Source organism: Paenibacillus sp. GCM10027627, from assembly GCF_042675505.1.
Taxonomy (GTDB): domain Bacteria; phylum Bacillota; class Bacilli; order Paenibacillales; family Paenibacillaceae; genus Pristimantibacillus.
On sequence record NZ_JBHTHB010000006.1, the window covers coordinates 335,372 to 360,088 of the forward strand.

General features: G+C 49.3%; 23 protein-coding genes and 1 other RNA gene. 21 read left to right on the forward strand and 3 right to left on the reverse strand.

All coding sequences use genetic code 11. The features are described 5' to 3' along the window. Positions 1 to 449: 449 nt before the first annotated feature. Positions 450 to 737 (reverse strand): hypothetical protein, encoded by a 288-nt coding sequence (locus tag ACFQZE_RS20995; RefSeq protein ID WP_379360713.1) that lies wholly within the window; start codon positions 735 to 737, stop codon positions 450 to 452. 221 nt (positions 738 to 958) lie between these two features. Continuing rightward, positions 959 to 3,088 (reverse strand): transglycosylase domain-containing protein, encoded by a 2,130-nt coding sequence (locus tag ACFQZE_RS21000; RefSeq protein ID WP_379360715.1) that lies wholly within the window; start codon positions 3,086 to 3,088, stop codon positions 959 to 961. Positions 3,089 to 3,293: 205 nt separating this feature from the next. Between ACFQZE_RS21000 and ACFQZE_RS21005 the strand changes: the two genes are divergently transcribed. From ACFQZE_RS21005 to argS, 6 genes are all read left to right on the forward strand, one after another. Then, on the forward strand, positions 3,294 to 4,538 hold the full coding sequence (locus ACFQZE_RS21005; RefSeq protein WP_379360717.1) for a sugar efflux transporter: 1,245 nt from the start codon (positions 3,294 to 3,296) through the stop codon (positions 4,536 to 4,538). 133 nt (positions 4,539 to 4,671) lie between these two features. After that, entirely contained in the window at positions 4,672 to 5,499 is an 828-nt protein-coding gene (speE, locus tag ACFQZE_RS21010) for a polyamine aminopropyltransferase (protein WP_379360719.1), read from the forward strand. A gap of 188 nt (positions 5,500 to 5,687) precedes the next feature. Then, positions 5,688 to 6,722, forward strand: coding sequence for a hypothetical protein (locus ACFQZE_RS21015; RefSeq protein WP_379360721.1), 1,035 nt, complete (start codon positions 5,688 to 5,690; stop codon positions 6,720 to 6,722). Between the two features lie 122 nt (positions 6,723 to 6,844). Further along, the gene (locus ACFQZE_RS21020) at positions 6,845 to 7,378 is read left to right on the forward strand and encodes a DNA-deoxyinosine glycosylase (RefSeq protein ID WP_379360723.1); all 534 of its coding nucleotides are present in this window, start codon (positions 6,845 to 6,847) and stop codon (positions 7,376 to 7,378) included. A gap of 80 nt (positions 7,379 to 7,458) precedes the next feature. After that, positions 7,459 to 7,920 (forward strand): YwiB family protein, encoded by a 462-nt coding sequence (locus ACFQZE_RS21025; protein ID WP_379360725.1) that lies wholly within the window; start codon positions 7,459 to 7,461, stop codon positions 7,918 to 7,920. Next, positions 7,920 to 9,605: an arginine--tRNA ligase gene (gene argS / locus ACFQZE_RS21030; protein ID WP_379360727.1), complete on the forward strand. Its 1,686-nt coding sequence runs from the start codon at positions 7,920 to 7,922 to the stop codon at positions 9,603 to 9,605. Before ACFQZE_RS21025 ends, argS begins: the two co-directional genes overlap by 1 nt. Positions 9,606 to 9,694: 89 nt before the next feature. On the opposite strand, the gene ACFQZE_RS21035 is transcribed toward argS, so the two are convergent. After that, positions 9,695 to 10,834, reverse strand: a complete 1,140-nt coding sequence (locus ACFQZE_RS21035; protein ID WP_379360729.1) for a S8 family peptidase — start codon at positions 10,832 to 10,834, stop codon at positions 9,695 to 9,697. 348 nt (positions 10,835 to 11,182) lie between these two features. Here ACFQZE_RS21035 and rpoE point away from each other — a divergent pair, with 348 nt between their 5' ends. The 15 genes from rpoE to ACFQZE_RS21110 all read left to right on the forward strand — a co-directional run bounded on the left by rpoE (position 11,183) and on the right by ACFQZE_RS21110 (position 24,355). Beyond that, positions 11,183 to 11,743 (forward strand): DNA-directed RNA polymerase subunit delta, encoded by a 561-nt coding sequence (rpoE, locus tag ACFQZE_RS21040; protein ID WP_379360730.1) that lies wholly within the window; start codon positions 11,183 to 11,185, stop codon positions 11,741 to 11,743. Positions 11,744 to 12,031: 288 nt separating this feature from the next. Beyond that, the gene (locus ACFQZE_RS21045) at positions 12,032 to 13,636 is read left to right on the forward strand and encodes a CTP synthase (RefSeq protein WP_379360731.1); all 1,605 of its coding nucleotides are present in this window, start codon (positions 12,032 to 12,034) and stop codon (positions 13,634 to 13,636) included. Between the two features lie 165 nt (positions 13,637 to 13,801). Further along, positions 13,802 to 14,200, forward strand: coding sequence for a response regulator (locus ACFQZE_RS21050; RefSeq protein ID WP_379360733.1), 399 nt, complete (start codon positions 13,802 to 13,804; stop codon positions 14,198 to 14,200). 267 nt (positions 14,201 to 14,467) lie between these two features. After that, a complete protein-coding gene (fba, locus tag ACFQZE_RS21055) occupies positions 14,468 to 15,322 on the forward strand; it encodes a class II fructose-1,6-bisphosphate aldolase (RefSeq protein WP_379360735.1) in 855 nt (284 codons plus the stop codon). A 126-nt stretch (positions 15,323 to 15,448) separates the two neighbouring features. Then, positions 15,449 to 16,705: a UDP-N-acetylglucosamine 1-carboxyvinyltransferase gene (locus ACFQZE_RS21060; RefSeq protein ID WP_379360737.1), complete on the forward strand. Its 1,257-nt coding sequence runs from the start codon at positions 15,449 to 15,451 to the stop codon at positions 16,703 to 16,705. Positions 16,706 to 16,804: 99 nt separating this feature from the next. After that, a complete protein-coding gene (rho, locus tag ACFQZE_RS21065; RefSeq protein WP_379360739.1) occupies positions 16,805 to 18,145 on the forward strand; it encodes a transcription termination factor Rho in 1,341 nt (446 codons plus the stop codon). A gap of 22 nt (positions 18,146 to 18,167) precedes the next feature. Continuing rightward, a complete protein-coding gene (locus ACFQZE_RS21070) occupies positions 18,168 to 19,421 on the forward strand; it encodes a radical SAM family protein (protein WP_379360741.1) in 1,254 nt (417 codons plus the stop codon). A gap of 141 nt (positions 19,422 to 19,562) precedes the next feature. Then, entirely contained in the window at positions 19,563 to 19,760 is a 198-nt protein-coding gene (gene rpmE, locus ACFQZE_RS21075; RefSeq protein WP_379360743.1) for a 50S ribosomal protein L31, read from the forward strand. An 82-nt stretch (positions 19,761 to 19,842) separates the two neighbouring features. Continuing rightward, positions 19,843 to 20,250, forward strand: coding sequence for a YhcN/YlaJ family sporulation lipoprotein (locus ACFQZE_RS21080; RefSeq protein ID WP_379360745.1), 408 nt, complete (start codon positions 19,843 to 19,845; stop codon positions 20,248 to 20,250). A 178-nt stretch (positions 20,251 to 20,428) separates the two neighbouring features. Next, positions 20,429 to 20,696: signal recognition particle sRNA large type (ffs, locus tag ACFQZE_RS21085), an RNA gene on the forward strand. 219 nt (positions 20,697 to 20,915) lie between these two features. After that, complete coding sequence (dnaX, locus tag ACFQZE_RS21090; protein WP_379360747.1) at positions 20,916 to 22,685, forward strand: DNA polymerase III subunit gamma/tau; 1,770 nt, start codon at positions 20,916 to 20,918, stop codon at positions 22,683 to 22,685. A 31-nt stretch (positions 22,686 to 22,716) separates the two neighbouring features. After that, positions 22,717 to 23,028, forward strand: a complete 312-nt coding sequence (locus ACFQZE_RS21095; protein ID WP_379360749.1) for a YbaB/EbfC family nucleoid-associated protein — start codon at positions 22,717 to 22,719, stop codon at positions 23,026 to 23,028. A 48-nt stretch (positions 23,029 to 23,076) separates the two neighbouring features. After that, positions 23,077 to 23,676, forward strand: a complete 600-nt coding sequence (recR, locus tag ACFQZE_RS21100) for a recombination mediator RecR (RefSeq protein ID WP_379360751.1) — start codon at positions 23,077 to 23,079, stop codon at positions 23,674 to 23,676. A 170-nt stretch (positions 23,677 to 23,846) separates the two neighbouring features. Further along, positions 23,847 to 24,095, forward strand: a complete 249-nt coding sequence (locus ACFQZE_RS21105; RefSeq protein ID WP_379360753.1) for a DUF2508 domain-containing protein — start codon at positions 23,847 to 23,849, stop codon at positions 24,093 to 24,095. Then, entirely contained in the window at positions 24,092 to 24,355 is a 264-nt protein-coding gene (locus ACFQZE_RS21110; RefSeq protein WP_379360755.1) for a pro-sigmaK processing inhibitor BofA family protein, read from the forward strand. The genes ACFQZE_RS21105 and ACFQZE_RS21110 overlap by 4 nt, the downstream gene beginning before the upstream one ends. Positions 24,356 to 24,717: the final 362 nt, after the last annotated feature.

The following is a 24,717-nucleotide window of genomic DNA, read 5'->3' on the forward strand; positions in this document are numbered from 1 at the left end:
TAAGTATAGAAAATATCTCGACCGTTCATATCCCTCTTCCTGATCATTTTTATTATTATTTCAAAATAATTCCTTGAAGAAAATCATGAAGGGCTAAAGCAACTCCATCCTTATATTGACACAAACCATATAACAATTGACGATATACGACACGTGTTGCAATTCATAGATGGTTACATCAGGCCTAAAGTACTCAAAAATAATGAGGGGGCAGTGGGAGTAGAGAAAGGGATCGAAAGTTTGATGGACAAAGGGCGGTAGTTTGGACGATTGAAGAGGGAAGGAGGTTCTCAGTTGCTTTTTGGAGGAGATCGTACCTTTCGATGTGCTGCCTTATTTGAACGGAATTCTGGCACACTTGTATTGGATAATCGCAACAAACAAAGCCCTCCGGGTTCCTTTCGGAACCCGGAGGGCTTTTAGATTAATAATTGGTAGGGTATCGCAAATTATTCTTGTCCGCTTGAATCGGAAGAGGACGAAGAATTGTTATTCAATCTTGCATGAACAAGACCGATGGCTGTGCCGATCACGTAGATATGGACGCTGCCGATAAGGAAACCGATTCCGACCATGAGGCCGATGTTTTTGTCGCTGAAGTGGCTAAGGTTGACAAGGCAGAGAACAAAGCCGATGGCGAGTACTCCCCAAGCGATGATGGTCATTACGTTTACAAGACGCTTTACGTCGGATTTAGTTGGCCCTAAATGGCTTATCGTTACTGATTTTGTAGTCATATTGAACACTCCCAATCGAAATGTAAGTGCTTTCTTAACCATACTATACCACATATTATGTCGTTTGTTCAAAGAAAATTCACTTTTTGAACATAAAATAGACAAAAAATTATTTTTGGGCATCCGTTTGGACTCATTGAGTCTACTGAGCGGGAACGAATGCAAATAAGGAAAACCTGCTTAGATTCTCATCTTGGCAGGTCTTCCTTAAAAAACTAAAGCTAATCGGTCCACCAACGCTTCAAATCTTGCCACCAAGAGCGTTGCTTGTCGGTTTTGCTGTTGTTGTCCGTGCCTGTGCCGCCGCCGCTTGAAGCTCCGTCCGCGTCGCGTGCAGAGCCGCATACCTCTGTAGGCTCCGATCCGACGAGGAACGACTCCAGCCGCCTGCCGGGGCAAGTGGCGGCCGCCAGCCTGCCGGAGGCCGGATCGATATAGACATTCACAACGCCATCCGGCACCGCGAAATATTTGGGCGGCACCGCCGAAAGCGTTTCTTCCACAAAAGCGGCGAAGATCGGCGCCGCGCGGCGCGCTTCCGCAACGGTAAGCATACGGTTTTTGTCGTAGCCGACCCACACGGCAGCTGCCAACTCCGGCGTATACCCGACCAGCCATGCATCCGTAGAAGTCGTCCCTGTTTTGCCGGCGACGGGCCGTTTCAACATAGCGGCAACCCGGTGCGCGGTGCCGCCTTCATCAAATACGCTTTCGAGCAGGCTCGTCATGACATAAGCTTCTGCTGAAGTGATGACTTGTTCCGCTTGCTCCTTAGCCTCGTACAACACATTTCCTCTGCGATCCTCGATCCGTAGAATGGCAACGGGCTCCACTCGAATTCCTCTATTGGCGAAAGCTCCATAAGCGGAGGCCATTTCGAAGGGGCTGACGGGAAACGTTCCAAGCGCAAGCGAAGGCATAGGCTTCATAGAACTGCGGATGCCCATTTTGCGCGCCGTTTCAATGACCTTATCCGCTCCGACCGTCATAATCGTGTTGACGGCATAAATGTTGTCCGATCCGCTGATCGCCGTCCGCATGTCGATATAATCGTTTGCATACTTGTCGCCGTAATTATGCGGTTCATACGTTTTGCGCCCTTCGTCGTAGTTGAATACGGTCGGCTCGCTTTTGAACCGGGAAACGGGCGACATAAAGCCGCTTTGCAGCGCCGTCAAATAAAGAAAAGGCTTAAAGGATGAGCCCGGCTGACGGGTACTGGCAAACACGCGGTTATATTGGTTGTCCTTATAATTCCTTCCGCCGACCATCGCTTTAATATGCCCGCTTCGGGGGTCAATGGCGATTAGCGCGGCCTGCTCCTCCGAAGTTTCCGGGATCGCCTTGCGGATGGCTTCCTCTGCGGCAGCTTGCGCTTTCTGATCCAGCGTCGTATAAATCGTAATGCCGCCTTTGTTCAGCAGCGCTTCATCGATGCCAAGCTTCTCCACAGCTACATGCCGGATATAGTCGCGGAAATACGGGGCGAAGCCCTCTTGCTGGCCCGAGCCGGCAGGTTGAAATTGCAGCAACTCCGCATAGGCGGCAGCCGCTTGCTCCTCCGTTATGGACCCGCCCTCTTTCATTGCCTCCAAAATGAGATATTGCCTGTCTTTAGCATTTTTCATATTTAAATAAGGGGAATAATATTTGGGTCCCTTCGGGATGCCCGCAAGCATGCTGCTTTCCGCAAGCGACAGGCCGGATGCGTGTTTGCCGAAATACATCATCGCCGCCGCTTCGATTCCATATGAGCCGTGTCCATAATAAATTTGGTTCAAATACATGCCCAAAATGTCTTCTTTTGAATACTTCATCTCCAGCTGTGCCGTATACATGGCTTCTTTAAATTTGCGCTGCCACGTCCGCTCATGAGTGAGATACAAGTTGCGCGCAAGCTGCTGTGTCAGCGTGCTGGCTCCTTGCTTGGCGGACATGCTCTGCACATTGACGACGACCGCGCGCGCCATCCCTTTTAGATCAAAGCCGCCATGATCGTAAAAGCGGCGGTCTTCTATCGCAAGCGTAGCGTCGATAACGTAATGGGACATTTCCTCCAGCGCCACCGAACGGCGGTTTTCTCCCGCATGGAATGTGTCGATGACGTTGCCGTCCATATCAACCATTTGAGAAGTTTGGCTTATCGTGGAGAACGGCAGCGACTGTGCCCGCAAATAGATGTAAAGCCCGGCTATCGCAACGAGCGCGACTATGCCCGCCAAGGCGAGACGCCGCAGCCATTTTTTCATCTTCAATAGAAAAGGAAGCAGCCTCTCCGACAGCAGAGGAAACCGAAAACGGAGAGAGGGCTTGCCCTGCCGTGAGGAGTTTGATTTCAAAAACCGTTTCATGCTGCTGGCTCCTTCCGCATAAAAACATTGCTTTTCCTTAGTATGGAAAAAAGAAGGATGCACTATTCATGCGCTTGTCGTACAACACGTATTTCCTAATTAATTATAAACTTTAAACGCTTTAATCTATTGATCTTTGAAATTGTTTATGGGACGATGATTAAAGCAATTATTCGACAGAAAAAGACATGATGGAGTGGTGGAGATGGGGACTTTATCAGCATCAATGAAACAGCACGTGAAAACAGCGATGAGCATTCAAGGGTTTCCGATCATTATGCTCGTCAACATTTTTTTGGGCATTTCCTTTGCGTTTGTAATGCCCTTCAATTCCTTGTTCGGCATCGACGAAGTGGGGATGAGCAATACGACATTTGGCCTTTTTATGATGGTGTCGTCGCTTGCGGGCATCGTACTTAGCACATGGATAGCTAAACTGTCCGACAAAGTGCATGACCGCAAATTTATTTTGATTTTATGTGCGCTTGCAGGAGTGGTCGGCTATATCGGATTCGCGTATTCCCGCAACTATTATGTACTGCTTGCGTTTTCATCCATCTTTTTAGGCATTGCCTCGTCTACCTTTTCGCAAGTGTTCGCCATTGGCAGGGAAATTTTGACCCGTTCGGATTTGCCGCCAAAGCAGCTTCCTTTATATATGAACATATTGCGTACCATCTTTGCTTTGTCGTGGACGGTCGGTCCGGCGATTGCAGCCTATGTGCTGCTTTACATGGGGTTTACGGGGCTGTTTATCGTAGCGGCTACTTGCAACGCCATAGTGGCGATTATTGCTCTCTTGTTTCTTCACCGCAAGCTGGAGGCTGCGGGACCTAAGTCTCCTCAAGCTAATTTGCCGCTGCGTCAAATTGTGTTCCAGCCCTATATTTTTATAAATCTCGTTGCTTTTACTTTTATTTCAACCGCCAATACACTTAACTCCATGAATATGGCGCAATATGTCACCAAAGTTCTTGGGGGTAGCAAAGAGGATATCGGCCTTATTTTCAGCATTCCGCCTATTTTTGAAGTGCCGTTTATGCTGGGCTTCGGTTACTTGGCTACCCGGATCAAAAGCGACAAGCTCATCCGGCTTGGCGTTCTTATCTCCTTTGTGTACTTCTCAACGCTTTATTTTGCCGGCGAGCCGTGGCATATCTTTGTGGTGCAAATTTTGAGCGCCGCTTATATTTCCATTACATCGGGCATCGCCATTACGTATTTTCAAGACTTTTTGCCGGACATGCCGGGTACGGCGACCAACCTGTACTCCAATTCAAACAAAGTGGGGTCCATGCTTGGATTCGTGCTGTTTGGAGTGATCGCGGACGCGTTTGGCTACCGGAATGTATATATGGCTTGCGCTGCCTTTACGCTGGTAGCGGTCGTCCTTCTTTTTGGTCTGGCAAGATCCAAAAAGACGCCTTTCCAGGCGTCAGCGAGCGCTTAATAAGCGCGATTCGTCAGGTGCCGAAAGCATCTGTGCAATATTTTAGGCCGAATGTTCCGCAAAAGGTTGCATTTTTGTCTTGAAATACTATAATACAGGTTGAACCACTGAGGGAAAGAAGGGATATATCGACATGGAATTATGGTACACGGAGAAACAAACCGAAAGCTTCGGCATTACGGCGAAGATTACGAAAAGCTACGTTCACGAACAAACGGAATTTCAACAGCTGGATATGATCGAGACGGAAGAATTCGGCACAATGCTGGTTCTGGACGGCATGGTTATGACGACTGTGAAGGACGAGTTCGTTTATCATGAAATGGTTGCTCACCCTGTTCTGTTTACCCACCCGAATCCGGAAAACGTGCTTGTAGTCGGCGGCGGCGACGGCGGCGTTATTCGCGAAGTCATGAAGCACCCAAAAGTTAAAAAAGCGGTGCTCGTCGATATCGACGGCAAAGTTATCGAATACTCCAAAAAGTATTTGCCGACCATTGCGGGCGAGCTTGACAATCCACGCGTTGAAGTGTTGGTCAACGACGGCTTCATGCATATCCATGATCACAAAAATACGTACGACGTCATTATGGTCGACTCCACCGAGCCTGTAGGTCCTGCGGCAAACCTGTTTACGCGCGGCTTCTACCAAGGCATCTACGAGGCGCTTAAGGAAGACGGCATTTTTGTTGCCCAAACGGACAACCCTTGGTTCAAAGCCGATCTGATTCAAAGCGTTAACCGCGACGTAAAAGAAGTGTTCCCAATCGTTCGCGTGTACGGTGCGAATATTCCAACGTACCCGTCCGGTCTTTGGACGTTTACAATGGGCAGTAAGAAGCATGATCCGCTTCAAGTGGACGAGTCGTCCATCACTGAACTGGATACGAAATATTATTCTCCTCGCCTGCACAAAGCGGCGTTTATTCTTCCGAAGTTTGTGGAAGACCTTGTGAAATAACATATGCGGAGCGGTATTCGCTCCCGTTTTAAAGAGTCAGGTACGGCCATCGGCCGACCGGGCTCTTTTTTTGTGTCTAAAAAAGCAAAATTGGTTCGTTGAGCGGAGGAAACAAGGCCATTTCAATATCATGATATGGAAAAATGTTCTATAGTGAGGGTATCGAAACAACAATGGAGGGGAATGGAATGACTGCAACAACTAATAAACGCAGCTTTTATTTCACACTCGTCGTTTGTGCGGTCATCGGTGCAGTCGATGCTGCGCTGATCCGCTCCGCGCTGTTTGAGGGCAACGAAAAACCTCTCGTTTTCGGTGTTGCTTTTGACCTGATGATCGTAGTGCCGCTCCTTGTATATTTGTTTATTGTCCGTAAAGGGAACAAGTCGGTTATGATATTGCCGCCGCTGCTTCTGCTCGGATTTGCGGTGTTGACGTTTCTTGTACCGCAATCGGGCGAGGAGACGCTCGCTTGGATCAAATACGTTCTCATCCCGGTAGAACTGTCGTTTATTACGTACGGAATCATCAAACTGACTATGGCTGTACGCGAAAGCAAAAGGCAGCATTCCGCAGGAAGCTCTGCTTTGGAGTGGCTGAGCGGAGGGCTGACTGGGGTTTTTGGGAGAGGCATCGGCTCGTCGCTCCTTTTGCATGAGTTGTCCATCTATTATTATGCGCTGTTTTCTTGGAGGAAGAAGCCATACGAGCCTTCAGGTTATAGTGCTTTTTATATGCATGAACAATCAGGGCGCTTGATCGTCGTTCTTCTTTTTGCCAAGCTGCTTATTATTGAGGGTGCAATCTTTCATATTTTGCTTATGCAATGGTCGCATTTGGCGGCATGGATTTTGACGGCGGGCAACGCTTACGCCATCTTTATGATGGTGGCCGACTACAGGGCGATGCGCCTTAACCCTGTTCTTGTAGGAGAGGATGGCTTGCGGGCGCAATTTGGTCTTCAACTGTCCGCTTGGATTTGTTGGGATGAAATCGAAAGCGTTGAACGGGTGAATGGAGAAGGAGTGAAACTAACGAAAGAGGAGAGAGGGCGTTCCTTTATTTCCTTTTCGCCTGACCCGAATGTGTTAATCCGCTTGCGCGGCGAGCGTGAGGTCGCTCCCGTTTACGGCAGGAGACGGGCTGTGACGAGAATATATATTTATGTGGATCAGCCGGAACCGTTTTTATCGGCTTGCCGGGATCGGGAAGTGGCGGATTAGCAGTACAAAAAAGGCTCTCGACCGCGAGAGCTTTTTTCAGTTCTCTTGTATTTTCGCCAGGAAGCCACTGGCATGATAGACGCAATAGGGGACATAATGGAAATAGAAAGGGGGCGGCCTATATGTCGCGTATTTATTCGTTTCCACCCGTCGTTGACGAGCGTGCGCGTGTGCTGATCGCGGGTACGGCGCCAAGCGTCAAATCGCTGGAGCACGGCCAGTTTTACGGCCATCCGCAAAACTATTTTTGGCGGGTCATCTACGGACTTTTTCAAGAACGCGGAAGCGACCGGGAGCAATATGCTGCGCCCGACCCCGTGTATGACAATCGGATCGCTTTTATAAAGCGCAATCGGCTTGCCCTTTGGGACGTTATCGCTTCATGCGAGCGAGAGGGCAGCTTAGATGCCAAAATCAAAGAAGAAGTGCCTAACGATATCCCATCTTTATTGGAGCGTCACCCCGGTATACGCTGTATTGCGTTTAATGGAAGCAAAGCGTACGATACGTTTCGAAAAGCTTTTGGCGGGCATCCGGCGCTCCAGACGGTAACGCTTCTTAAGCTTCCCTCCACCAGTCCCATTCCGACAAAACAGATGCGTTCTTTAGAGGACCGAATTCGCGCTTGGAGCGTCATCGTCCCTTTTACGGAATAAAAAGCGGGCCTCCCCAGGCAATCCTGTGAATCCCGGCGTTGAAATTGAGAGGCTTCCTGTATATAGTAGTAACATATGAAATGAAACATAAGCGGGAGCGAATTATGGTAAGCAACGGCAAGGCAATTATCATTTTGGAAAGCAAGCAGAACGGTGAAAAAGCAACGCATAAGTACAAGGGAGAATGGTTCCGCAAGGAGAAGTCGGTCTATATCCGTTATGAAGAAGAAGGCGGGACGAAAGCGCTCGTTCGCTATACGCCGGGAGAGCTTTTTATCAAACGCAGCGGAGCCGTTCAGTCGGAACAGACGTTTACGGCGGGCCAGAGCAGAAGGGGCGTCTATCGCAACGATGTCGCTTTGTTTGATTTGGAAACGCGGACATCGTCGCTAGTATTGAACGCAAAGGCAAGCGGCGACCGAGGAGAGATGCTGCCTACCGCTCCGCCTTTTACGCTGGAGTGGAGATACGATTTATACGTGAGTGAGCAAATGTCGGGGCGGTTCCACATCCGTCTCCATATACAGGAGGATCATGAATAATGAGCAACAATGGAAATGTGTTGGACCATTTATACGAGCAAGTGAAAGGCGCTATCGCGGATGCCGCTGTTGCGGCGGGATTGGCGTCGAGAGAGGAACTTCCGGTGTTTGTGCTGGAGGTGCCAAAGGATAAGTCGCATGGCGACCTCGCCACCAACGCGGCTATGCAGCTGACCAAGCTGGCCAAAAAAAATCCGCGCCAAATTGCGGAAGCGATTATTGAGCATCTCGATCAAAAAGGAGCCTCCATTCAATCGGCCGAAATCGCGGGTCCGGGCTTTATCAATTTCCGTATGGACAAAAGCTATCTTTATCCTGTTATTTCGCAGGTGCTTGAGGCGGGCGACAAATATGGCCGCATTTCCGCAGGAAGCGGAGAGCGCGTTCAGGTGGAGTTCGTAAGCGCCAACCCGACGGGCAGCCTTCATCTAGGACATGCAAGAGGAGCGGCCGTTGGCGATGCGCTCTGCAACTTGCTGGACTTCGCGGGATACGAAGTGACGCGCGAGTATTACATTAACGATGCCGGCAAACAAGTGGAAAACCTCGCTTTGTCGCTTGAAGCCCGATATCGTCAGGCTTTGGGTCAAGAGGCCGTAATGCCGGAGGACGGTTATTACGGGGAAGACATTATCGGCTTCGGCAAAGGACTTGCGGAAGCGGAAGGCGACAAGCTGCTTGGCTTGCCCGATCAAGAGCGGTCTGCCTTTTTCCGCAGCTTCGGCCTCGAGAAGGAGCTCGATAAAATTAAGCGGGATCTTGGCCGTTTCCGTGTCGGCTTTGATGTGTGGTACAGCGAAACCGCGCTTTATGAAAGCGGCCAAGTGGAGCAAGGGCTGGATGCGCTTAAAGCGTCCGGGCATGTTTATGAGGAAGAAGGCGCGACCTGGCTGGCCACGGTTCCTTTTGGCGACGACAAAAACCGTGTGCTTGTGAAAAATGACGGCTCCTACACTTATTTAACGCCGGACATTGCCTACCACCGCGATAAATACAGCAGAGGTTTCGACCGTATGATCAACATTTGGGGAGCGGACCATCACGGGTATATCCCTCGTGTCAAAGCGGCAATGGCTGCGCTTGGCAACGATCCAGGCAAGCTGACGGTTCTCATTGCGCAAATGGTCAGCCTGTTCCAAAACGGCGAAAAGATGAAAATGTCCAAGCGGACGGGCAAAGCGGTCACAATGGAAGACTTGATGGATGAAGTGGGAGTGGATGCGATCCGCTATTTCTTCACAATGAGAAGCATGGATTCCCATCTGGACTTTGATATGGATCTTGCCATTTCGACGTCCAATGAAAATCCGGTCTTTTATGTTCAATATGCCCACGCCCGTATTTGCAGCATTTTTAGACAAGCGGAAGAGCAAGGTATAGCGACTGCCGATTTCAGCGGAGTACAGCTTCAGAAGCTGAATACGGAAGCGGAATACGATTTGCTTCGCAAAATTGGGGAGCTGCCGAAGGAAATCGAGGAAGCGGCGGCGCAGTTTGCTCCGCATCGCCTAATTCGCTACGTGTACGAGCTGGCGTCTGAATTCCACAGCTACTATCGCGCAGAGCGGGTCATTACCGAAGACGCCGACCAAACTCAGGCGAGGCTGGCGCTGCTTGCCGCTCTCCGTCTGACGATTGCCAATGTGCTGCGCCTCGTTGGCGTCTCTGCACCGGAGAAAATGTAATTTGCGACAATAAAGGCCGTTGCCCCTTGGGGAAACGGCCTTTCCTTTTTTTATAGCTCCGCATCGGTTCGTTATGTCGAATTTAACGTTTAGAATTTCTCTGCGGCCTGCAGCATGCGGACAATGTCGAGCTCGCCGGCGCTGCGTTTGGATTTGCTGTAACGGAGCGGTTGCATGGACCGCTTTAAAATAGCTTTAATATCGCTTGGGGTCAGTCCGGGACGAAGGGACAACAGGAGAGCGATGGCGCCGCTGACATGGGAAGTGGCCATAGAGGTGCCGCTCATTTCGTTATAATTGCCCCTAAGCCAAGCGGAGGTGATCTTGTCGCCTGGAGCGTAAATGTCGATATAAGCTCCGCGGTTGCTGAACGGGGCGACCTTGCGCAATTTGTTGGTTGCGCCGACGGAGATCGTTTGAGGATAGCGGGCCGGGTAATCGACAGAACGGAGCCGGCCGTCGTTGCCGGATGAAGCCACGATAATAACCCCGGCGTTAAAAGCGTTGGTGACGGCGCCAAGAAGAGCTTTGCTTCGGGTTTTCATTCCGAAGCTCATGTTGATGATGTCCATTCTGTTGCGTACGCACCATTCGATGCCGAGAATAATATCGGAGACGAACGCGCTTCCGTTGTGGTCGAAAGCTTTAACCGGAGCGATAATGGCCCGCGGGGCGACTCCGATCATGCCCTGCATTTGATTGGCTGCCGCTATGGTGCCCGCGATATGAGTGCCGTGACCGTTGTCGTCAAAGGGCATTTTGCTGCGGTTCAAAAGGTTGATGCCTCTTAAAAGAGAATGGTGAAGATCGGGATGGCCGAAGTCGACTCCCGTATCGATGACCCCGATTTTGACGCGGTGTCCGGTGGTGAAGCTCCAAGCGTAAGGCGCTTTTATTTGCTGCACGCCCCATGGAATGCCATTCTCCAGCGATTGCGTTTTTAGTTTGGAGGGATTGACGCTTATTTTGCAATCTTTTTCCATCCAAATCTTTTTCAAAAACGGCTCAGAGATGGTCGTATCGTCGGGCAGCCTACAGGAAATACCTCGGATAATGGGCAAAGGCTTTATCGATTTAAGTTTCGATTCCGGCGTGGCGAGCTCCGACAATTTGCGCAGAAAGCTCCGATATTGGGAACCGCTTTGGAATCGGATAATTCTTTTGGCTGTATCAGAATCGGATTTTTCCAATGCATGCTGTAGCCAGCGTACTAATGCTGCGGTATCCACTTTGTGCTCCCCCTCCCGAAGGACGATGCTGCACTATTGTATGAACCCGCTCGTCGCGCCGCATGAGCAACTTGCCTTTTTTGCGAGAAATAGGCCGAATACCGTGTCAAAATTTGCTGAAGGACATAGGATAAATGAAGAGCCGTTGCGCTCTTGCATCTCCGGAATAGCCGCCTGCGGCTTTATCGGATGGATACAGTCAAAGCGAAGGGAGCTTCCCTTCGCTTTTTTGCTTCCGCTTCGGCCTGCTTGCTTTTTTCAATAAAATAGGTTTTACTATACTGTGACTAGCGTGTAATTAACTAATGAATGAGTACATAATTAATTGGCAAGAGAGGATGTGTCCATATGAGCGGCAGCAATTTCACACTTAAGCTGGATCCTGAACGCGTAAAGGAAATGCCTATGGTCGATTTGGCGTTCGAGGTGCTGAAAGCGGCTAATACGCCTTATTATTATCGCGATCTAATGCTTGAGATCGCTAAGATACGCGGTCTTTCCGCAGACGGCATTAATCAGTTTATTGCACAGGTTTATACAGAGATCAACATCGACGGGCGTTTTGCCTGCGTCGGAAGCAATATGTGGGGACTTAAGCGCTGGTACCCGGTAGAGCGTTCTGAAGATCCGGTAGGCAATGCGAAGCGTACTCGTATTATTAACGACGACGACGATTTGGACGACGAAGACCTGTACACGGAAGAGGAAGATGACAGCTACGCGGCGGAAGAAGAGGACTTCGACTCCTACGACGAAGACCACGAAGACTTCGAGGAATCGGAAGAAGAAGGCGAAGTGGACGAGGAAGTCGACATCGAGGATGAAGACCTTGAAGACGAGGACGAAGAGCTGGAAGAGGAAGACGGAGAAGAGGCTTTCAGCGACGAAGAAGACGAAGAGGAAAAGTAGTCCCTTCTGGAAGCTAGTTTCGCTTGACATGTCCTATAAGGGCGGAGTAAACTATTGCATGGGCTTTAAGATTGGGTTAACAAATAACGCATATGATATGCAGAAAAGAAAAGTGCCCCCGTTGCTACGGGTGTCACTTTTTTTGTTTGAAGGGACAAGTTTTCAGGTTTATCACCTTAGGGAGCTATTTAAAAAAATCGCTATTTTAAGTGTTGCGGGCTTTTTAAACCGCCTTCCAAAGGGGCAAACTAAAATATTAAACATAGGAGCATGGAGGGTATCATCACAGTGACCAAATATATATTCGTAACCGGCGGCGTAGTATCATCTTTGGGCAAGGGCATTACAGCGGCTTCTCTCGGCAGATTGCTAAAAAACAGGGGTCTTAAAGTAACGATTCAAAAGTTCGATCCGTACATCAACGTCGATCCAGGAACGATGAGCCCTTATCAGCATGGCGAAGTATTCGTAACTGACGACGGCGCAGAAACGGATCTCGACCTTGGCCATTATGAGCGTTTCATCGATATCAACTTGTCTAAAAACAACAACGTAACGACAGGAAAAATTTATTCCAACGTCATTACAAAAGAGCGCCGCGGCGATTATTTGGGCGGAACGGTTCAAGTTATCCCTCATATCACGAACGAAATTAAAGAGCGCGTTTTCCGTGCGGGCAGAGAAGCAGGGTCCGACGTTGTCATTACGGAAATCGGCGGCACGGTTGGCGATATCGAAAGCTTGCCTTTCCTTGAAGCTATTCGCCAAATCAAAAGCGACATCGGCCGCGACAACGTGATGTATATTCACGTTACTCTCATTCCTTATATTAAAGCTGCCGGCGAAGTAAAAACGAAGCCGACTCAGCACAGCGTCAAAGAGCTTCGCAGCATCGGCATCCAGCCAAATGTGATCGTTTGCCGTACGGAGTATCCGCTTGCTGAGGATTTGAAACGGAAAATCGGCTTATTCTGCGACATCGATGCAAATGCTGTCGTAGAATGCATCGACGCATCGACCTTGTACGAAGTGCCTCTCATGTTAAGAGAGCAAGGGCTTGACGAAATCGTAGTGAACCATTTGAAGCTGACGACAAATCAACCGGACATGGCGGAATGGGAAAGCCTTGTGGCCCGCGTCAAATCGTTGAAGAAAACGACGGAAATCGCCATTGTCGGCAAATATGTCGCTCTTCACGACGCTTATCTCAGTATCGTGGAATCGCTTGGTCATGCAGGCATCTCCGCAGACTCGGAAGTGAAAATCCGCTGGGTGGACGCTGAGGCGCTGACACAGGAAAACGTAGGAGAAAAGCTGCAAGGCATTCACGGCATTTTGGTGCCAGGGGGCTTTGGAGATCGCGGGATTGAAGGCAAAATTAATGCAATTCGTTATGCGCGCGAGCAAAAGATTCCGTTCTTCGGCATTTGCCTCGGCATGCAGGTAGCGGTTATCGAGTTTGCCCGCAACGTAACGGGACTTGCTGGCGCCAACAGTTCCGAAATCAATTCTTCGACTCCTTACCCGGTTATCGATTTGCTTCCGGATCAGAAGGATATCGAAGATTTGGGCGGAACGATGCGTCTTGGCCTATACCCTTGCAAAATCGTAGAAGATACACTCGCTGCACGCGAATATGGAGACGAGCTCGTATACGAGCGTCATCGCCACCGTTATGAATTTAACAATGAATATAGAGAGACCATTGAGTCCGCTGGCCTTCGCATCTCGGGAACTTCGCCCGACGGACGCCTTGTTGAAATGGTCGAGCTGCCGGATCATCCATGGTTCTTGGCGGTGCAATTCCATCCGGAGTTCACATCCAGACCGAACCGTCCGCAACCGTTGTTTAAAGGATTTGTTCAAGCGTCGCTTGCCTACTCCCAGCGTTAATTTTCTTCTTCATTTGAAATTTAATGTTAAATTTCCTAGCATTCCAGTAAGTTTTTGTATGGATTAGAAGGAAAATCCCTAGACCTAACGAATATATATAAAAAATGCCGGAAAGTTGTCCATCGTTTTTTATTCGAAGTTTAGTCTTTGGGGGGTAGATGTAGGTTGGAGAAGAAGAAGGTATTAATTGTTGACGATCAGAATGGAATCCGAGTGCTGCTCCTGGAAGTGTTCAGCAGCGAGGGCTATAATACGTTCCAAGCCGCTAACGGCAAAATCGCCCTTGAGATCGTGAAGCACGAAGCTCCGGACCTGGTCTTACTCGATATGAAGATTCCGGGCATGGACGGACTTGAAATATTGAAGCACATTAAAGCGATCGACTCCTCAATTAAGGTGATCATGATGACGGCTTACGGCGAGCTGGATATGATCAAAGAGGCGACGGATTTAGGTGCGCTTATGCATTTTACGAAACCTTTCGACATCGACGAAATGCGGATCGAAGTGAATCGCCAGCTGCAAAGCGGAGGTTCTTCCGAACGTCTCGCAGTCAGCTCATAATGAAAAGAAGAGGCGGCATCGTTGCTGATAATCAGTGGCGGTGCCCTTTTGTATGAGGATTTGAAAAGGGTGTTTCGACCGTTTTTTGTTCCTTTCCCTTCATTTTGAAATGTGGACGTGCGGGTTAAGGAATGAAAATGGAAGGAACTGTTTGCACCAAGGTTAAAACAAGCTTTACTATTTGTCCGCGCAATATGGTATAATAGCTCAGAATGACAAGTCGGAACGGGCTTGAGACAGAAAGCTAACTTTAGGAGGAACAGAACTATGCCACTCGTGTCTATGAATGAGTTTTTGCCAAAAGCAAAAGCAAACAAATTCGCAGTAGGTCAATTCAACATGAACAACCTTGAGTTCGCGCAAGCGACTGTAGAGGCTGCTATGGAGGAAAATTCGCCATTTATTTATGGAGTCAGCGAAGGCGCTCTAAAATATATGGGTATCGAGTTTACAGTTGCAATGGCTGAAGCCGCAGCTAAGAAGTCCGGTCTTCCGATCGCTCTTCACCTCGACCACGGAAGCAGCTTTGAAGTAGCTATGAAATGTATCCGCGCGGGCTTCTCGTCCGTTATGTTCGACGGTTCCCACTACGGTCTGGAAGAGAACATCGCCCTGACTAAAGAAGTGGTAAAAGCAGCTCGTGCTATGGGCGTTTCCGTAGAGGGCGAACTGGGTACAATCGGCGGCGTAGAGGATGACCTGAGTGTTGATGAAGCTGACGCGAAACTTGCTAATGCTGAGGAAGCTATCCGTTTCTACGAAGAGACGGGCGTAGACTGCTTGGCTATTGCTGTAGGTACAGCTCACGGTATGTACAAGGGCGAGCCTAAAATCCATTACGATATTATTCAAAAAGTAGCTGACGCGATTCCAGTGCCAGTCGTTCTTCACGGCGGTTCCGGTGTGCCTGACGAAGCAATTCGTCTGTCGATCCAAGCGGGCGTTGGCAAAATCAATGTAAATACGGAGAACCAAGTTGCATTCACAGCAACAATCCGTGAAGTTTTGGGTTCGAACGCTGAAGTATTCGATCCGCGTAAATATTTGACGCCAGCTCGCTCCGCGATGAAGGCTGTAATTCAAGAAAAAATTCGCTTGTTCGGAAGCAATAACCAAGCGTAAGTAAAAGGATCAAGGGAGACAAACCGCCTGATCAGGGCAGCGGGCTGAAGCCGTGTGGCCGAAGCCTGCCGCTCCGGCGGTTTTTCCTTTGTTTTCTTTTGGGCTAACGGGAGGACTAATCATTTCATGGAGAAATTAATGATTCGCGGCGGAAGGCCGCTTCGCGGGACGGTACAGATCAGCGGTGCAAAAAACAGCGCGGTCGCTCTAGTTCCTGCTGCAATATTGGCGGAATCCGAAGTTATTCTTGATAATTTGCCGCTCATTAGCGATGTAGCGGTTTATAGTGAAATTTTGCAGGATCTTGGCGCGGAAGTTTCTCGCAGTGGCGATACGATGCGCATCGATCCCTCCAATCTAATAGCAAAACCAATGCCTAACGGCAAAGTAAAGCTTTTGAGAGCTTCTTATTATTTGATGGGCGCCATGCTCGGCCGCTTCGGTGAAGCGACGATTGGATTGCCCGGCGGCTGCAACTTTGAGCCCCGTCCTATCGACCAGCACATTAAAGGGTTTGAGGCGTTAGGCGCAACTGTAACCAATGACCACGGCTCCATCCACATCTCCGCAAAGGAACTGCGTGGCGCCAAAATTTATTTGGACGTCGCAAGCGTTGGGGCAACAATTAACATTATGCTGGCGGCCTCGCGGGCCAAAGGCTCTACCATTATCGAAAACGCGGCAAAAGAGCCTGAAATTATAGATGTAGCTACTCTCCTTAACGCGATGGGCGCAACCATCAAAGGCGCAGGTACCGAAACGATCCGCATCGAAGGGGTCGACAAGCTTCACGGCTGCCGCCATTCCATTATCCCTGATCGAATTCAAGCAGGCACTTATATGATTATGGCTGCGGCTACCCGTGGCGATGTACTTATCGACAACGTTATTCCCAAACATTTGGAAGCTATGACTGCCAAACTGGAAGAGATGGGCGTTGGCGTCGAGGAGATGGACGAGTCGATTCGAATTGTCGGCGCTCCGGAATACTCCGCCATTGATGTAAAAGCACTTGTTTATCCTGGCTTTCCCACCGATTTGCAATCGCCGATGACGACCCTTTTGACTCAAGCGAAAGGTGTCAGCATTTTATCCGACTATGTATATGGCACACGTTTCAAGCATGTACCCGAACTGGCTCGCATGGGCGCAAATATCCGGGTAGAGGGACGCTCCGCCGTTATCGAAGGAAACAAGCTGAAAGCGGCTAAAGTGACAGCGGCCGATCTACGAGCAGGCGCGGCGCTTGTTGTAGCTGCTCTTACGGTAGAGAATGAAGTAACGGAAATTACCGGCGTAGAATATATCGATCGAGGATACGACCATCTAGTTGAGAACTTAACGAGGCTCGGAGCGGAAATTTGGAGAGAGACGGAGTCCTAAGCGGCTCTTCCTCTCGCCTCTCGAATAGATCCGGGAATTATTGGACAGGCTGATTAATCAGTCTATATTTTTTTATATTTTGAGTAGAGTGGTGAGATTATGTCGGATCTTCAAATCGCAGATTTGGAAGAAATGAAGCTGACGGAGCTTTACAAGCTTGCGAAGCAATACCAGATCGCGTATTACGGGCAGCTAAAAAAGAAGGAGCTCATCTTTGCTATCCTTCGCGCGCAAGCAGAAAAGAGCGGCCTTATGTTTATGGAAGGCGTTCTTGATATTTTACAAGAAGGTTTTGGCTTCCTACGTCCTATCAACTATTTGCCGAGCAAAGAGGATATTTACATTTCCGCATCGCAAATTCGCAGGTTTGACCTAAGAAACGGCGATCTCGTATCGGGCAAATGCCGTCCTCCCAAAGAAAACGAACGTTATTTCGGCTTGCTGCAAGTAAACGCAGTCAATGGTGAAAATCCGGAAACGGCTTCGGAACGACTTCATTTTCCTGCCCTTACTCCTCTATATCCCGAGAAGAAGCTAGTGCTAGAAACCTCGCAGTCGAAGTTATCCACACGTATGATGGACTTGCTTGCACCCGTTGGCCTTGGTCAAAGGGGGCTGATCGTCGCTCCTCCCAAAGCGGGCAAAACTCTTTTGCTGAAAGAAATCGCCAACAGCATATCGGAAAACCGGCCGGATATTGAATTGTTTGTGCTGTTGATCGACGAGCGTCCGGAGGAAGTTACGGATATGCAGCGTTCGGTCAAAGGGGAAGTTGTAGCGTCCACTTTTGACGAGCTGCCGGAAAATCATATCAAAGTGGCTGAACTTGTGCTGGAAAGAGCGCTTAGACTTGTCGAGCACAAAAAAGACGTTGTCATTTTGCTCGACAGTATTACTCGTTTGGCAAGAGCATACAACTTAGTCATTCCTCCGTCTGGACGGACGCTTAGCGGCGGTATCGATCCTGCGGCGTTTCACCGTCCGAAACGGTTTTTCGGATCGGCGCGCAACGTGGAAGAGGGCGGCAGCCTGACGATTTTGGCGACGGCGCTGATCGAAACGGGATCACGTATGGATGATATCATTTATGAAGAATTTAAAGGGACGGGCAACATGGAGCTTCACCTTGACCGGAAGCTGGCGGAACGCCGTATTTTCCCTGCGCTCGATATGCGCAGATCGGGAACCCGTCGCGAAGAAATGCTGCTTTCAAAAGAAGAACTGGATAAAGTTTGGGCCATTCGCCGCAGCATGACCGATACCCCGGATTTTGTAGACAACTTCCTAAAGAAGCTGAAAGAATCGGAAAACAACGAGCAGTTTTTAATGTCGCTGGACACTTCTCAAGATGGCGTCAAGACGGAGCGTCCTATGGTAAAAAGCGGGTCGTCCCCTTCTAGCGGACGGAGACCGGTAACCCGCTCTACACACAGCTCGTAGTCCCGCCTGAAAGGAGTACATCATGAATCTCGTATATGCGGACGAACATGGCAACGTGTTCGACCACCCCGACTACATCGGACTCGGCCGCAGCGGCGATATGATTGTAGATATAATGGAAGATGAGCTTATTCCTCTGCCTGCCGGAGCAACGCTCGTCAGTCTTCCTTTTACCCGTCCGATCGGACTTGATCCGAAAACGGGCGAAATGCAGGCGCTTCAAAACGGCGCACAAGCAGTAGGCGCTCTTTTGCCGCAAGGCTATACTCGTTTATGTTTGCCCGGCTACGTAAAATCCGACAAAAACGAAAAGCTGCCTTTGTTTGGCTATACAGCCGTGGTTTGGAAGGACGGCGGTTTTTACGTGACAGCGGAGCAATGCGACGATCCCGAGCGTTGGGACCCGCTTAATTGCGATCGCGGCGAATTAAATGTTCAAGTGGAAAGATTGCTGAACAAATATCCGGAAAACCGACTGTACAAACATTTGTCGAATTGCGCTTTGGGTTATGAATGCCTAACGGCTTCCAATACTTTTCTAAGTAGATGGGAAGGAGCCGTTCCGGTATCGTACTCCTGCAATGCGGGCTGTTTTGGCTGTATTTCCGAGCAGCCGGAGGAAAGCGGCTTCGTCGCACCTCAAACCCGTATGAACTTTAAGCCGACGGTAGACGAGGTAGTCGACATAATGCTGGAGCAGCTTAAGACGCCGGAGTCCATCATTAGCTTTGGCCAAGGCTGTGAAGGGGAGCCCTCTACACAAGTGAAAATTATTGTAGAGGCGATCAACCGGGTAAGAGCGCAAACGTCGCTTGGCTACATCAACATTAACACCAATGCCGGCTTGACGGACTTTATGCGCGCAATCGTCGATTCAGGTCTCGATTTGATGAGGGTCAGCACGATCAGCGCGATCGATGAGCATTACAACGCTTATTACAAGCCACGCGGCTATACGCTGCAAAATGTGGAACGATCCTTGAAGTACGCAACGGACAAAGGGGTTTATACCTCTATCAACTATTTGATATTCCCTGGGGTTACAGACCGCGAGGAAGAAATCGAAGCGATGATCGGCTTTGCCAAACGAACGGGCCTCAAACTTATTCAAATGAGAAATTTGAATATCGATCCTGAGAGCTATTTGTCGCTAATTCCGAAAGCGCAGGGCGAAATTTACGGCATGAAGCAAATGTTGGAAATATTCCGCGAAGAGCTTCCTGATGTTGTCATCGGATCTTATACCCATGTTCCTCCGGCTTCCATTAAGCGATAACCGCAGAAGGATGCTGCAACCTTCATGTCCGCATTTTTGGACAGGGACATTGCACAGCATAGGGTAATCGTGCTATAATCACGTTATGTGCATTTTAACTCTGGACCCGCATGAGGTTCAGGGCAGAAAGAGGTGAACGAGATGAAACAAGGTATTCATCCGACATACCACGTCGTTACAGCAACTTGCGCTTGCGGCAACCAATTCGAAACAGGTTCGATCAAGTCGACCCTTAAAGTAGAGATTTGTTCCGCATGTCACCCGTTCTTTACGGGCAAGCAGAAGTTCCTGGATGCCGGCGGCCGCGTCGACCGTTTCAAGAAGAAATACGGCATTTAATTTTATATGTACATTCGGCCTTTATTTGGCAGAATACAAGAACCTCCCTCAGCCATCCTATGGTTATAAGGGAGGTTTTTTTATGGCTTATTTTAAAGGAATCCGAAAAGGGAAAAGGTTTTGGCGACTGCTTTGGGTTGGCGCATCCGTTTCGGCGCTTCTGCTTGGCGGCTGCGCGAGCGGATCCGACCATAAGATGCAGTCGTACAAAAATGATGGATATATGGGGTATTCCAACAGCAATCCCAATTTGCTCGGCCGCAGCGGAACGTTGTACGCCAAGGATATGGAATTGATTCAGCAAGTGCTGAAGCCGATCAAAGGGGTTAAAAAAGCAAGCGTCGGCTTTCATGGCAACGAGGTGACCGTTACTTTGAAGCTGGACCCGGGCATCACCGCCGTTCAAGCGAATCAGCTCCGGACGGATGTGCAGAATGCCGTGCAGGCTAACCTCCCCAGCTATCAGGTTCGTGTAAAAGCGAACAGGTAGCTCGCTTGGCTCGTTGGCTCACCCGCGGCTTGAATCAGGCTGAGATGATATGGGAAAGAACATTATGGGGATGTATGCTCCGATATGCGAAAACACCAAGACGATTTTCCGCAATCCCCGATGTGCGAAAAACATCTTAGGTTGCGCTTTGCTTAGTAATGTACTATACTTGTCTATGCCGTGCTAGATGGGGAGGTAGCGGTGCCCTGTAACTCGCAATCCGCTGTAGCGAGGTTGAATTCCTATCTGAGGTTATGCCGATGTGAGGTTTGGCGCTTGCAAGCAGTGTTGACAGCTGGGTCCTCCGCAATGGACGCTTGTGAACCCGGTCAGGTCCGGAAGGAAGCAGCCGTAAGTAAGTTAGTTCATGTGCCGGGGGAGTGCCTGGCTCGAGCTGTGTAGCAAGAGTGCCGCTTGGGTCGCATGTATCAGGGATAGGTGCACGGTTCTAAGTAAAAGAGCAATGGGCGATGATGGCCCGTACAACAAAAGTCCTGCAATAACAGCCCGTTCAAGCCAACAAGTTTGAACGAAGGCGGTTGTGCGGGGCTTTTTTGCTTGTCTCTTTTTAAAACATTTTGCTTGTCCCGTCATTGTAGTATAATAGTGAAATGAGAAATGGCTGTTAGACAATTAAACAATGCAAGCTGAAAGGGAATGGTCGCATGTCACATATAGCCTTGTATCGTGCCTGGCGTCCACAGACGTTTCAGGATATGGTCGGTCAACAGCATATTATCCAAACGCTTCAGAACGCCATTCGCGAAAGCAGAGTTTCCCATGCTTATTTATTCAACGGTCCAAGAGGCACGGGGAAGACGACGACGGCCAAAGTACTCGCCAAGGCGGTCAACTGCGAGCGCGGTCCCTCTATAGAACCGTGCAACGAATGCGCCGCTTGCGAAGGGATAACGGCCGGACATATTATGGACGTGATTGAAATAGACGCGGCGTCCAACCGCGGCATTGACGAGATTAGGGACATTCGCGACAAAGTAAGATATGCGCCTTCTGAAGTACGCTTCAAAGTGTACATTATTGATGAAGTGCACATGCTCACGACCGAAGCGTTCAATGCTTTGCTCAAGACGCTTGAAGAGCCGCCGGGTCATGTTATTTTTATTTTGGCGACGACCGAACCGCACAAGCTTCCCGCAACGATCGTGTCCAGATGTCAACGTTTCGATTTTCGCCAAGTGTCCTTGGAGGAGCAAACGGCTAGGCTGAGACAGATTTGTTCGGAAGAGGGCATTAGCGCCGATGAAGACGCCCTTGCTTATATAGCCCGTTTGTCGGAAGGCGGGATGCGGGATGCCATTAGCCTGCTTGAACAAGTTTCCGCTTTCGGAGATAATCGAATTACGCTTGATGCGGCGGTAGACGTTACGGGCGGAATGGCTTCGGAACAGTTTTATCAGCTGGCGGAAGCGGTGCAGGCTCGTGATGTCTCGGCTTTGATGCCTCTTGTTGAAGGGCTGATGCTAGCAGGCAAAAGCGCGGATAAATGCTTGGAAAATCTTATTTATTATTTCCGCGATTTGCTTGTGCTTAAACTTGCTCCCTCTGGTGCGGTAACGGAGAGAATGGTGGATCGCGATCGTTTTCAAACTATGGCGGAATCCTACACCCCAGGCCGTTTATTTGCAATGATCGATATATTAAATCGATACCAGGTGGAGCTGAAGCATGCTTCCCAGCCCCAAACCTTGTTCGAGGTCGCGCTGATGAAGCTTTGCACTTCGGGAGAGGAAACGGGGCAAACGTCGGCTAGCGATTCTGCCGGCGCCTCATCTTCGCAAGAAGTCTCTAGACTGAGAGGTCAAGTAGAGGCATTGGAAAGGAAGCTTGAGCAGCTTCTGAAAAATGGAGTGGCAGCTTCCTTGCCGGGAGAAGCGCAAAGCGGAAATTCGCGCAATGCGGGAGCCGCTCCGCGTGGAGCGGTAAGAAATTCGTTCGGCGGCGGGGGAGGCCTTGCCCGGACAAAGGTTAAGCTGGATGCTTATATAGCTTCCGTTATTTCGCAGGAGACGGCCAAGGCTCGCAACAAATGGGCCGAAGTGCTTCAGCGGGTGAAGGATGCCAAAGTAACTCTCCATGCTTGGCTGAAGGACGGGGAGCTTGTTTCCGTAGATGGCGACCGGCTGCTGCTCGCCTTCAAAAATGAAATTCACCGGGAAACAACCGAAAAGCCTAATCATCGGGAGATCATCGAACGTGTGATTCAGGATGTGCTGGGCTCTCCTCATCAGCTCGTTACGGTTATGCTGAAAGACTGGCAGACTGCCGTCGATGGAGCCGGTGACAAACCTGGCGAGACGCTTGAGCTGGAGCTGCAAGGCGAGGAGTCATCCGCGGGGGCCGCTCGTCCCGTTTGGGTGGAGGAAGCGGTGAAGCTTTTTGGTGAAGAACTTGTAGTCGTTAAAGAGAATAGCTAATAAACCAATACCATTGATGAGGTGAATGAACATGAACAATATGAACCAAATGATGAAGCAAGTGAAGAAGATGCAGGAACAAATGCTGAAAGCGCAGGAAGAGCTTGAGACCAAAACGGTTGATGGCACTGCGGGCGGCGGAGTCGTTAACGTTACCATTAACGGGCACAAAAAGCTTCTAAACATTACGATCAAACCTGAAGCAGTAGATCCGGATGACATCGAAATGCTTCAAGATCTGGTTATGACTGCGGTCAATGATGCACTTACAAAAGCAGACGATCTGGCCAATCAGGATATGGGCAAATTTACAGGCGGCATGAAAATCCCGGGTCTATTTTAAGAGGCGGACCAAAGCTGCTTATGCAGTTTGAAAGGAGCTGTACCTTTTTTGCATTACCCGGAACCGATAGCCAAGCTGATAGATGCGTTTACCCGCCTTCCCGGCATTGGGCCTAAGACGGCTGCGAGGCTGGCTTTCCATGTGCTGCGGATGAAAGAAGACGATGTGATCGATTTTGCCAAAGCGCTGGTCAGTGTAAAGCGGAATTTATTTTATTGCTCCGTATGCTGCAATATTACGGATACCGACCCTTGCCGGATTTGTCAGGACAAAACGCGGGACGGTTCCATCATTTGCGTCGTGCAGGAATCAAGAGACTTGGTGGCGATGGAGCGTACGAGGGAATTCGACGGATACTATCATGTTCTTCAAGGCGCTATCTCTCCTATGGAGGGAATTGGTCCTGAAGAAATCCGAATCGCTGAGCTTTTGAAAAGACTAAGCGACGAACGAGTGCAGGAACTTATTCTTGCAACAAACCCTAATATTGAAGGCGAAGCGACTGCTATGTATTTGTCCCGTCTAGTTAAGCCTTTCGGCTTGAAAGTGACGCGGATTGCCCACGGCTTGCCAGTAGGCGGCGATTTGGAATATGCCGACGAGGTCACTCTTTCCAAAGCTTTGGAGGGAAGACGAGAGCTTAGCTAAAACAAAAAACCGTTACGAAATCATTCAATTGGTTTCGTGGCGGTTTTTTTGCTATGCCATTATACGTTTTTGAAACGCTGTAGTCCGTTTTCTTTTTGCGGGTTCTAATCTGTGGTACAGGCCTATACACATAAAAAGAAACCGATACGAATGGAATACGGGGTGAGGGCATGATTCAAAGATTACTATTGGATGAGGAAGACATCATGCGTAAGCGGAAGCTGCGGGATGAAATCAAAGAAGCGTTGAGGGAATGGGAAAGCGCCAGAAGGTACTTTGAGTATGCTCTGGGACACGAGCAAGTGGATTATGCGATTCATGCCATTATAACGGCGGAGAAAAGATATGCCATGTTATTGATGAAAGCCAAAAAAATAAGCGGTCCTTGGCCGCAATGGGTGGAAGAGGTGGCTCCATGAAAATGGTATGGCTGTGCATGTTGATTGGATCGTCGTTATTGCTGGCATGGGTGTTGTTGAAAAATAGAATCTCATGGGGGTGGCTGCGGGGCTTTGCTCTCCATCTTATTCTTGCGGCAGGACTATTATATATCGTAAATGAAATGGAGCTTGTGCCAGGCATGCATATTCCACTTAGTCCGTTTACGATCGGTGCAACAGTTGTATTAGGCGTTCCTGGTGTAATGATGCTGGCCGGGCTGCAATGGGTGGCTGGATAGCAGGGGCTATTGTTAGTCATATCTTCAGAATTATGCGAATATGGGGATGGAGGTTGACGAGCTTGTGGTGAATATGCTACATTAATGTTCGCCCCAAGCGCGAGGAAAACGGCTTGAAAAAAGAAATAAAAAAGATTTTAAAAAAGTACTTGCATTAACTTGGGTGGCTGTGATATATTATAAAAGTCGCCGCTGAGACAAGCGGTTGACACGAAAGACTTTCACACTTGAGCAAATGAAGTGCGGAAGCCTAAAGAAAGAAAAGATTGTTCTTTGAAAACTGAACAACGAGCGAAACTGCCCTGTTAATTCTGAAAAGAATTAATGGAATAAAATGAAGACGAAAGTCTTCAAGCAACAAC

Bases quoted from the DNA above. Each gene is read 5' to 3' on its own strand.
- ACFQZE_RS20995 (WP_379360713.1), bottom strand. From the start codon at position 737: ATGACTACAAAATCAGTAACGATAAGCCATTTAGGGCCAACTAAATCC.
- ACFQZE_RS21000 (WP_379360715.1), bottom strand. From the start codon at position 3,088: ATGAAACGGTTTTTGAAATCAAACTCCTCACGGCAGGGCAAGCCCTCT.
- ACFQZE_RS21005 (WP_379360717.1), top strand. From the start codon at position 3,294: ATGGGGACTTTATCAGCATCAATGAAACAGCACGTGAAAACAGCGATG.
- speE (WP_379360719.1), top strand. From the start codon at position 4,672: ATGGAATTATGGTACACGGAGAAACAAACCGAAAGCTTCGGCATTACG.
- ACFQZE_RS21015 (WP_379360721.1), top strand. From the start codon at position 5,688: ATGACTGCAACAACTAATAAACGCAGCTTTTATTTCACACTCGTCGTT.
- ACFQZE_RS21020 (WP_379360723.1), top strand. From the start codon at position 6,845: ATGTCGCGTATTTATTCGTTTCCACCCGTCGTTGACGAGCGTGCGCGT.
- ACFQZE_RS21025 (WP_379360725.1), top strand. From the start codon at position 7,459: ATGAAACATAAGCGGGAGCGAATTATGGTAAGCAACGGCAAGGCAATT.
- argS (WP_379360727.1), top strand. From the start codon at position 7,920: ATGAGCAACAATGGAAATGTGTTGGACCATTTATACGAGCAAGTGAAA.
- rpoE (WP_379360730.1), top strand. From the start codon at position 11,183: ATGAGCGGCAGCAATTTCACACTTAAGCTGGATCCTGAACGCGTAAAG.
- fba (WP_379360735.1), top strand. From the start codon at position 14,468: ATGCCACTCGTGTCTATGAATGAGTTTTTGCCAAAAGCAAAAGCAAAC.
- ACFQZE_RS21060 (WP_379360737.1), top strand. From the start codon at position 15,449: ATGGAGAAATTAATGATTCGCGGCGGAAGGCCGCTTCGCGGGACGGTA.
- rho (WP_379360739.1), top strand. From the start codon at position 16,805: ATGTCGGATCTTCAAATCGCAGATTTGGAAGAAATGAAGCTGACGGAG.
- ACFQZE_RS21070 (WP_379360741.1), top strand. From the start codon at position 18,168: ATGAATCTCGTATATGCGGACGAACATGGCAACGTGTTCGACCACCCC.
- rpmE (WP_379360743.1), top strand. From the start codon at position 19,563: ATGAAACAAGGTATTCATCCGACATACCACGTCGTTACAGCAACTTGC.
- ACFQZE_RS21080 (WP_379360745.1), top strand. From the start codon at position 19,843: ATGGCTTATTTTAAAGGAATCCGAAAAGGGAAAAGGTTTTGGCGACTG.
- dnaX (WP_379360747.1), top strand. From the start codon at position 20,916: ATGTCACATATAGCCTTGTATCGTGCCTGGCGTCCACAGACGTTTCAG.
- ACFQZE_RS21095 (WP_379360749.1), top strand. From the start codon at position 22,717: ATGAACAATATGAACCAAATGATGAAGCAAGTGAAGAAGATGCAGGAA.
- ACFQZE_RS21105 (WP_379360753.1), top strand. From the start codon at position 23,847: ATGATTCAAAGATTACTATTGGATGAGGAAGACATCATGCGTAAGCGG.
- ACFQZE_RS21110 (WP_379360755.1), top strand. From the start codon at position 24,092: ATGAAAATGGTATGGCTGTGCATGTTGATTGGATCGTCGTTATTGCTG.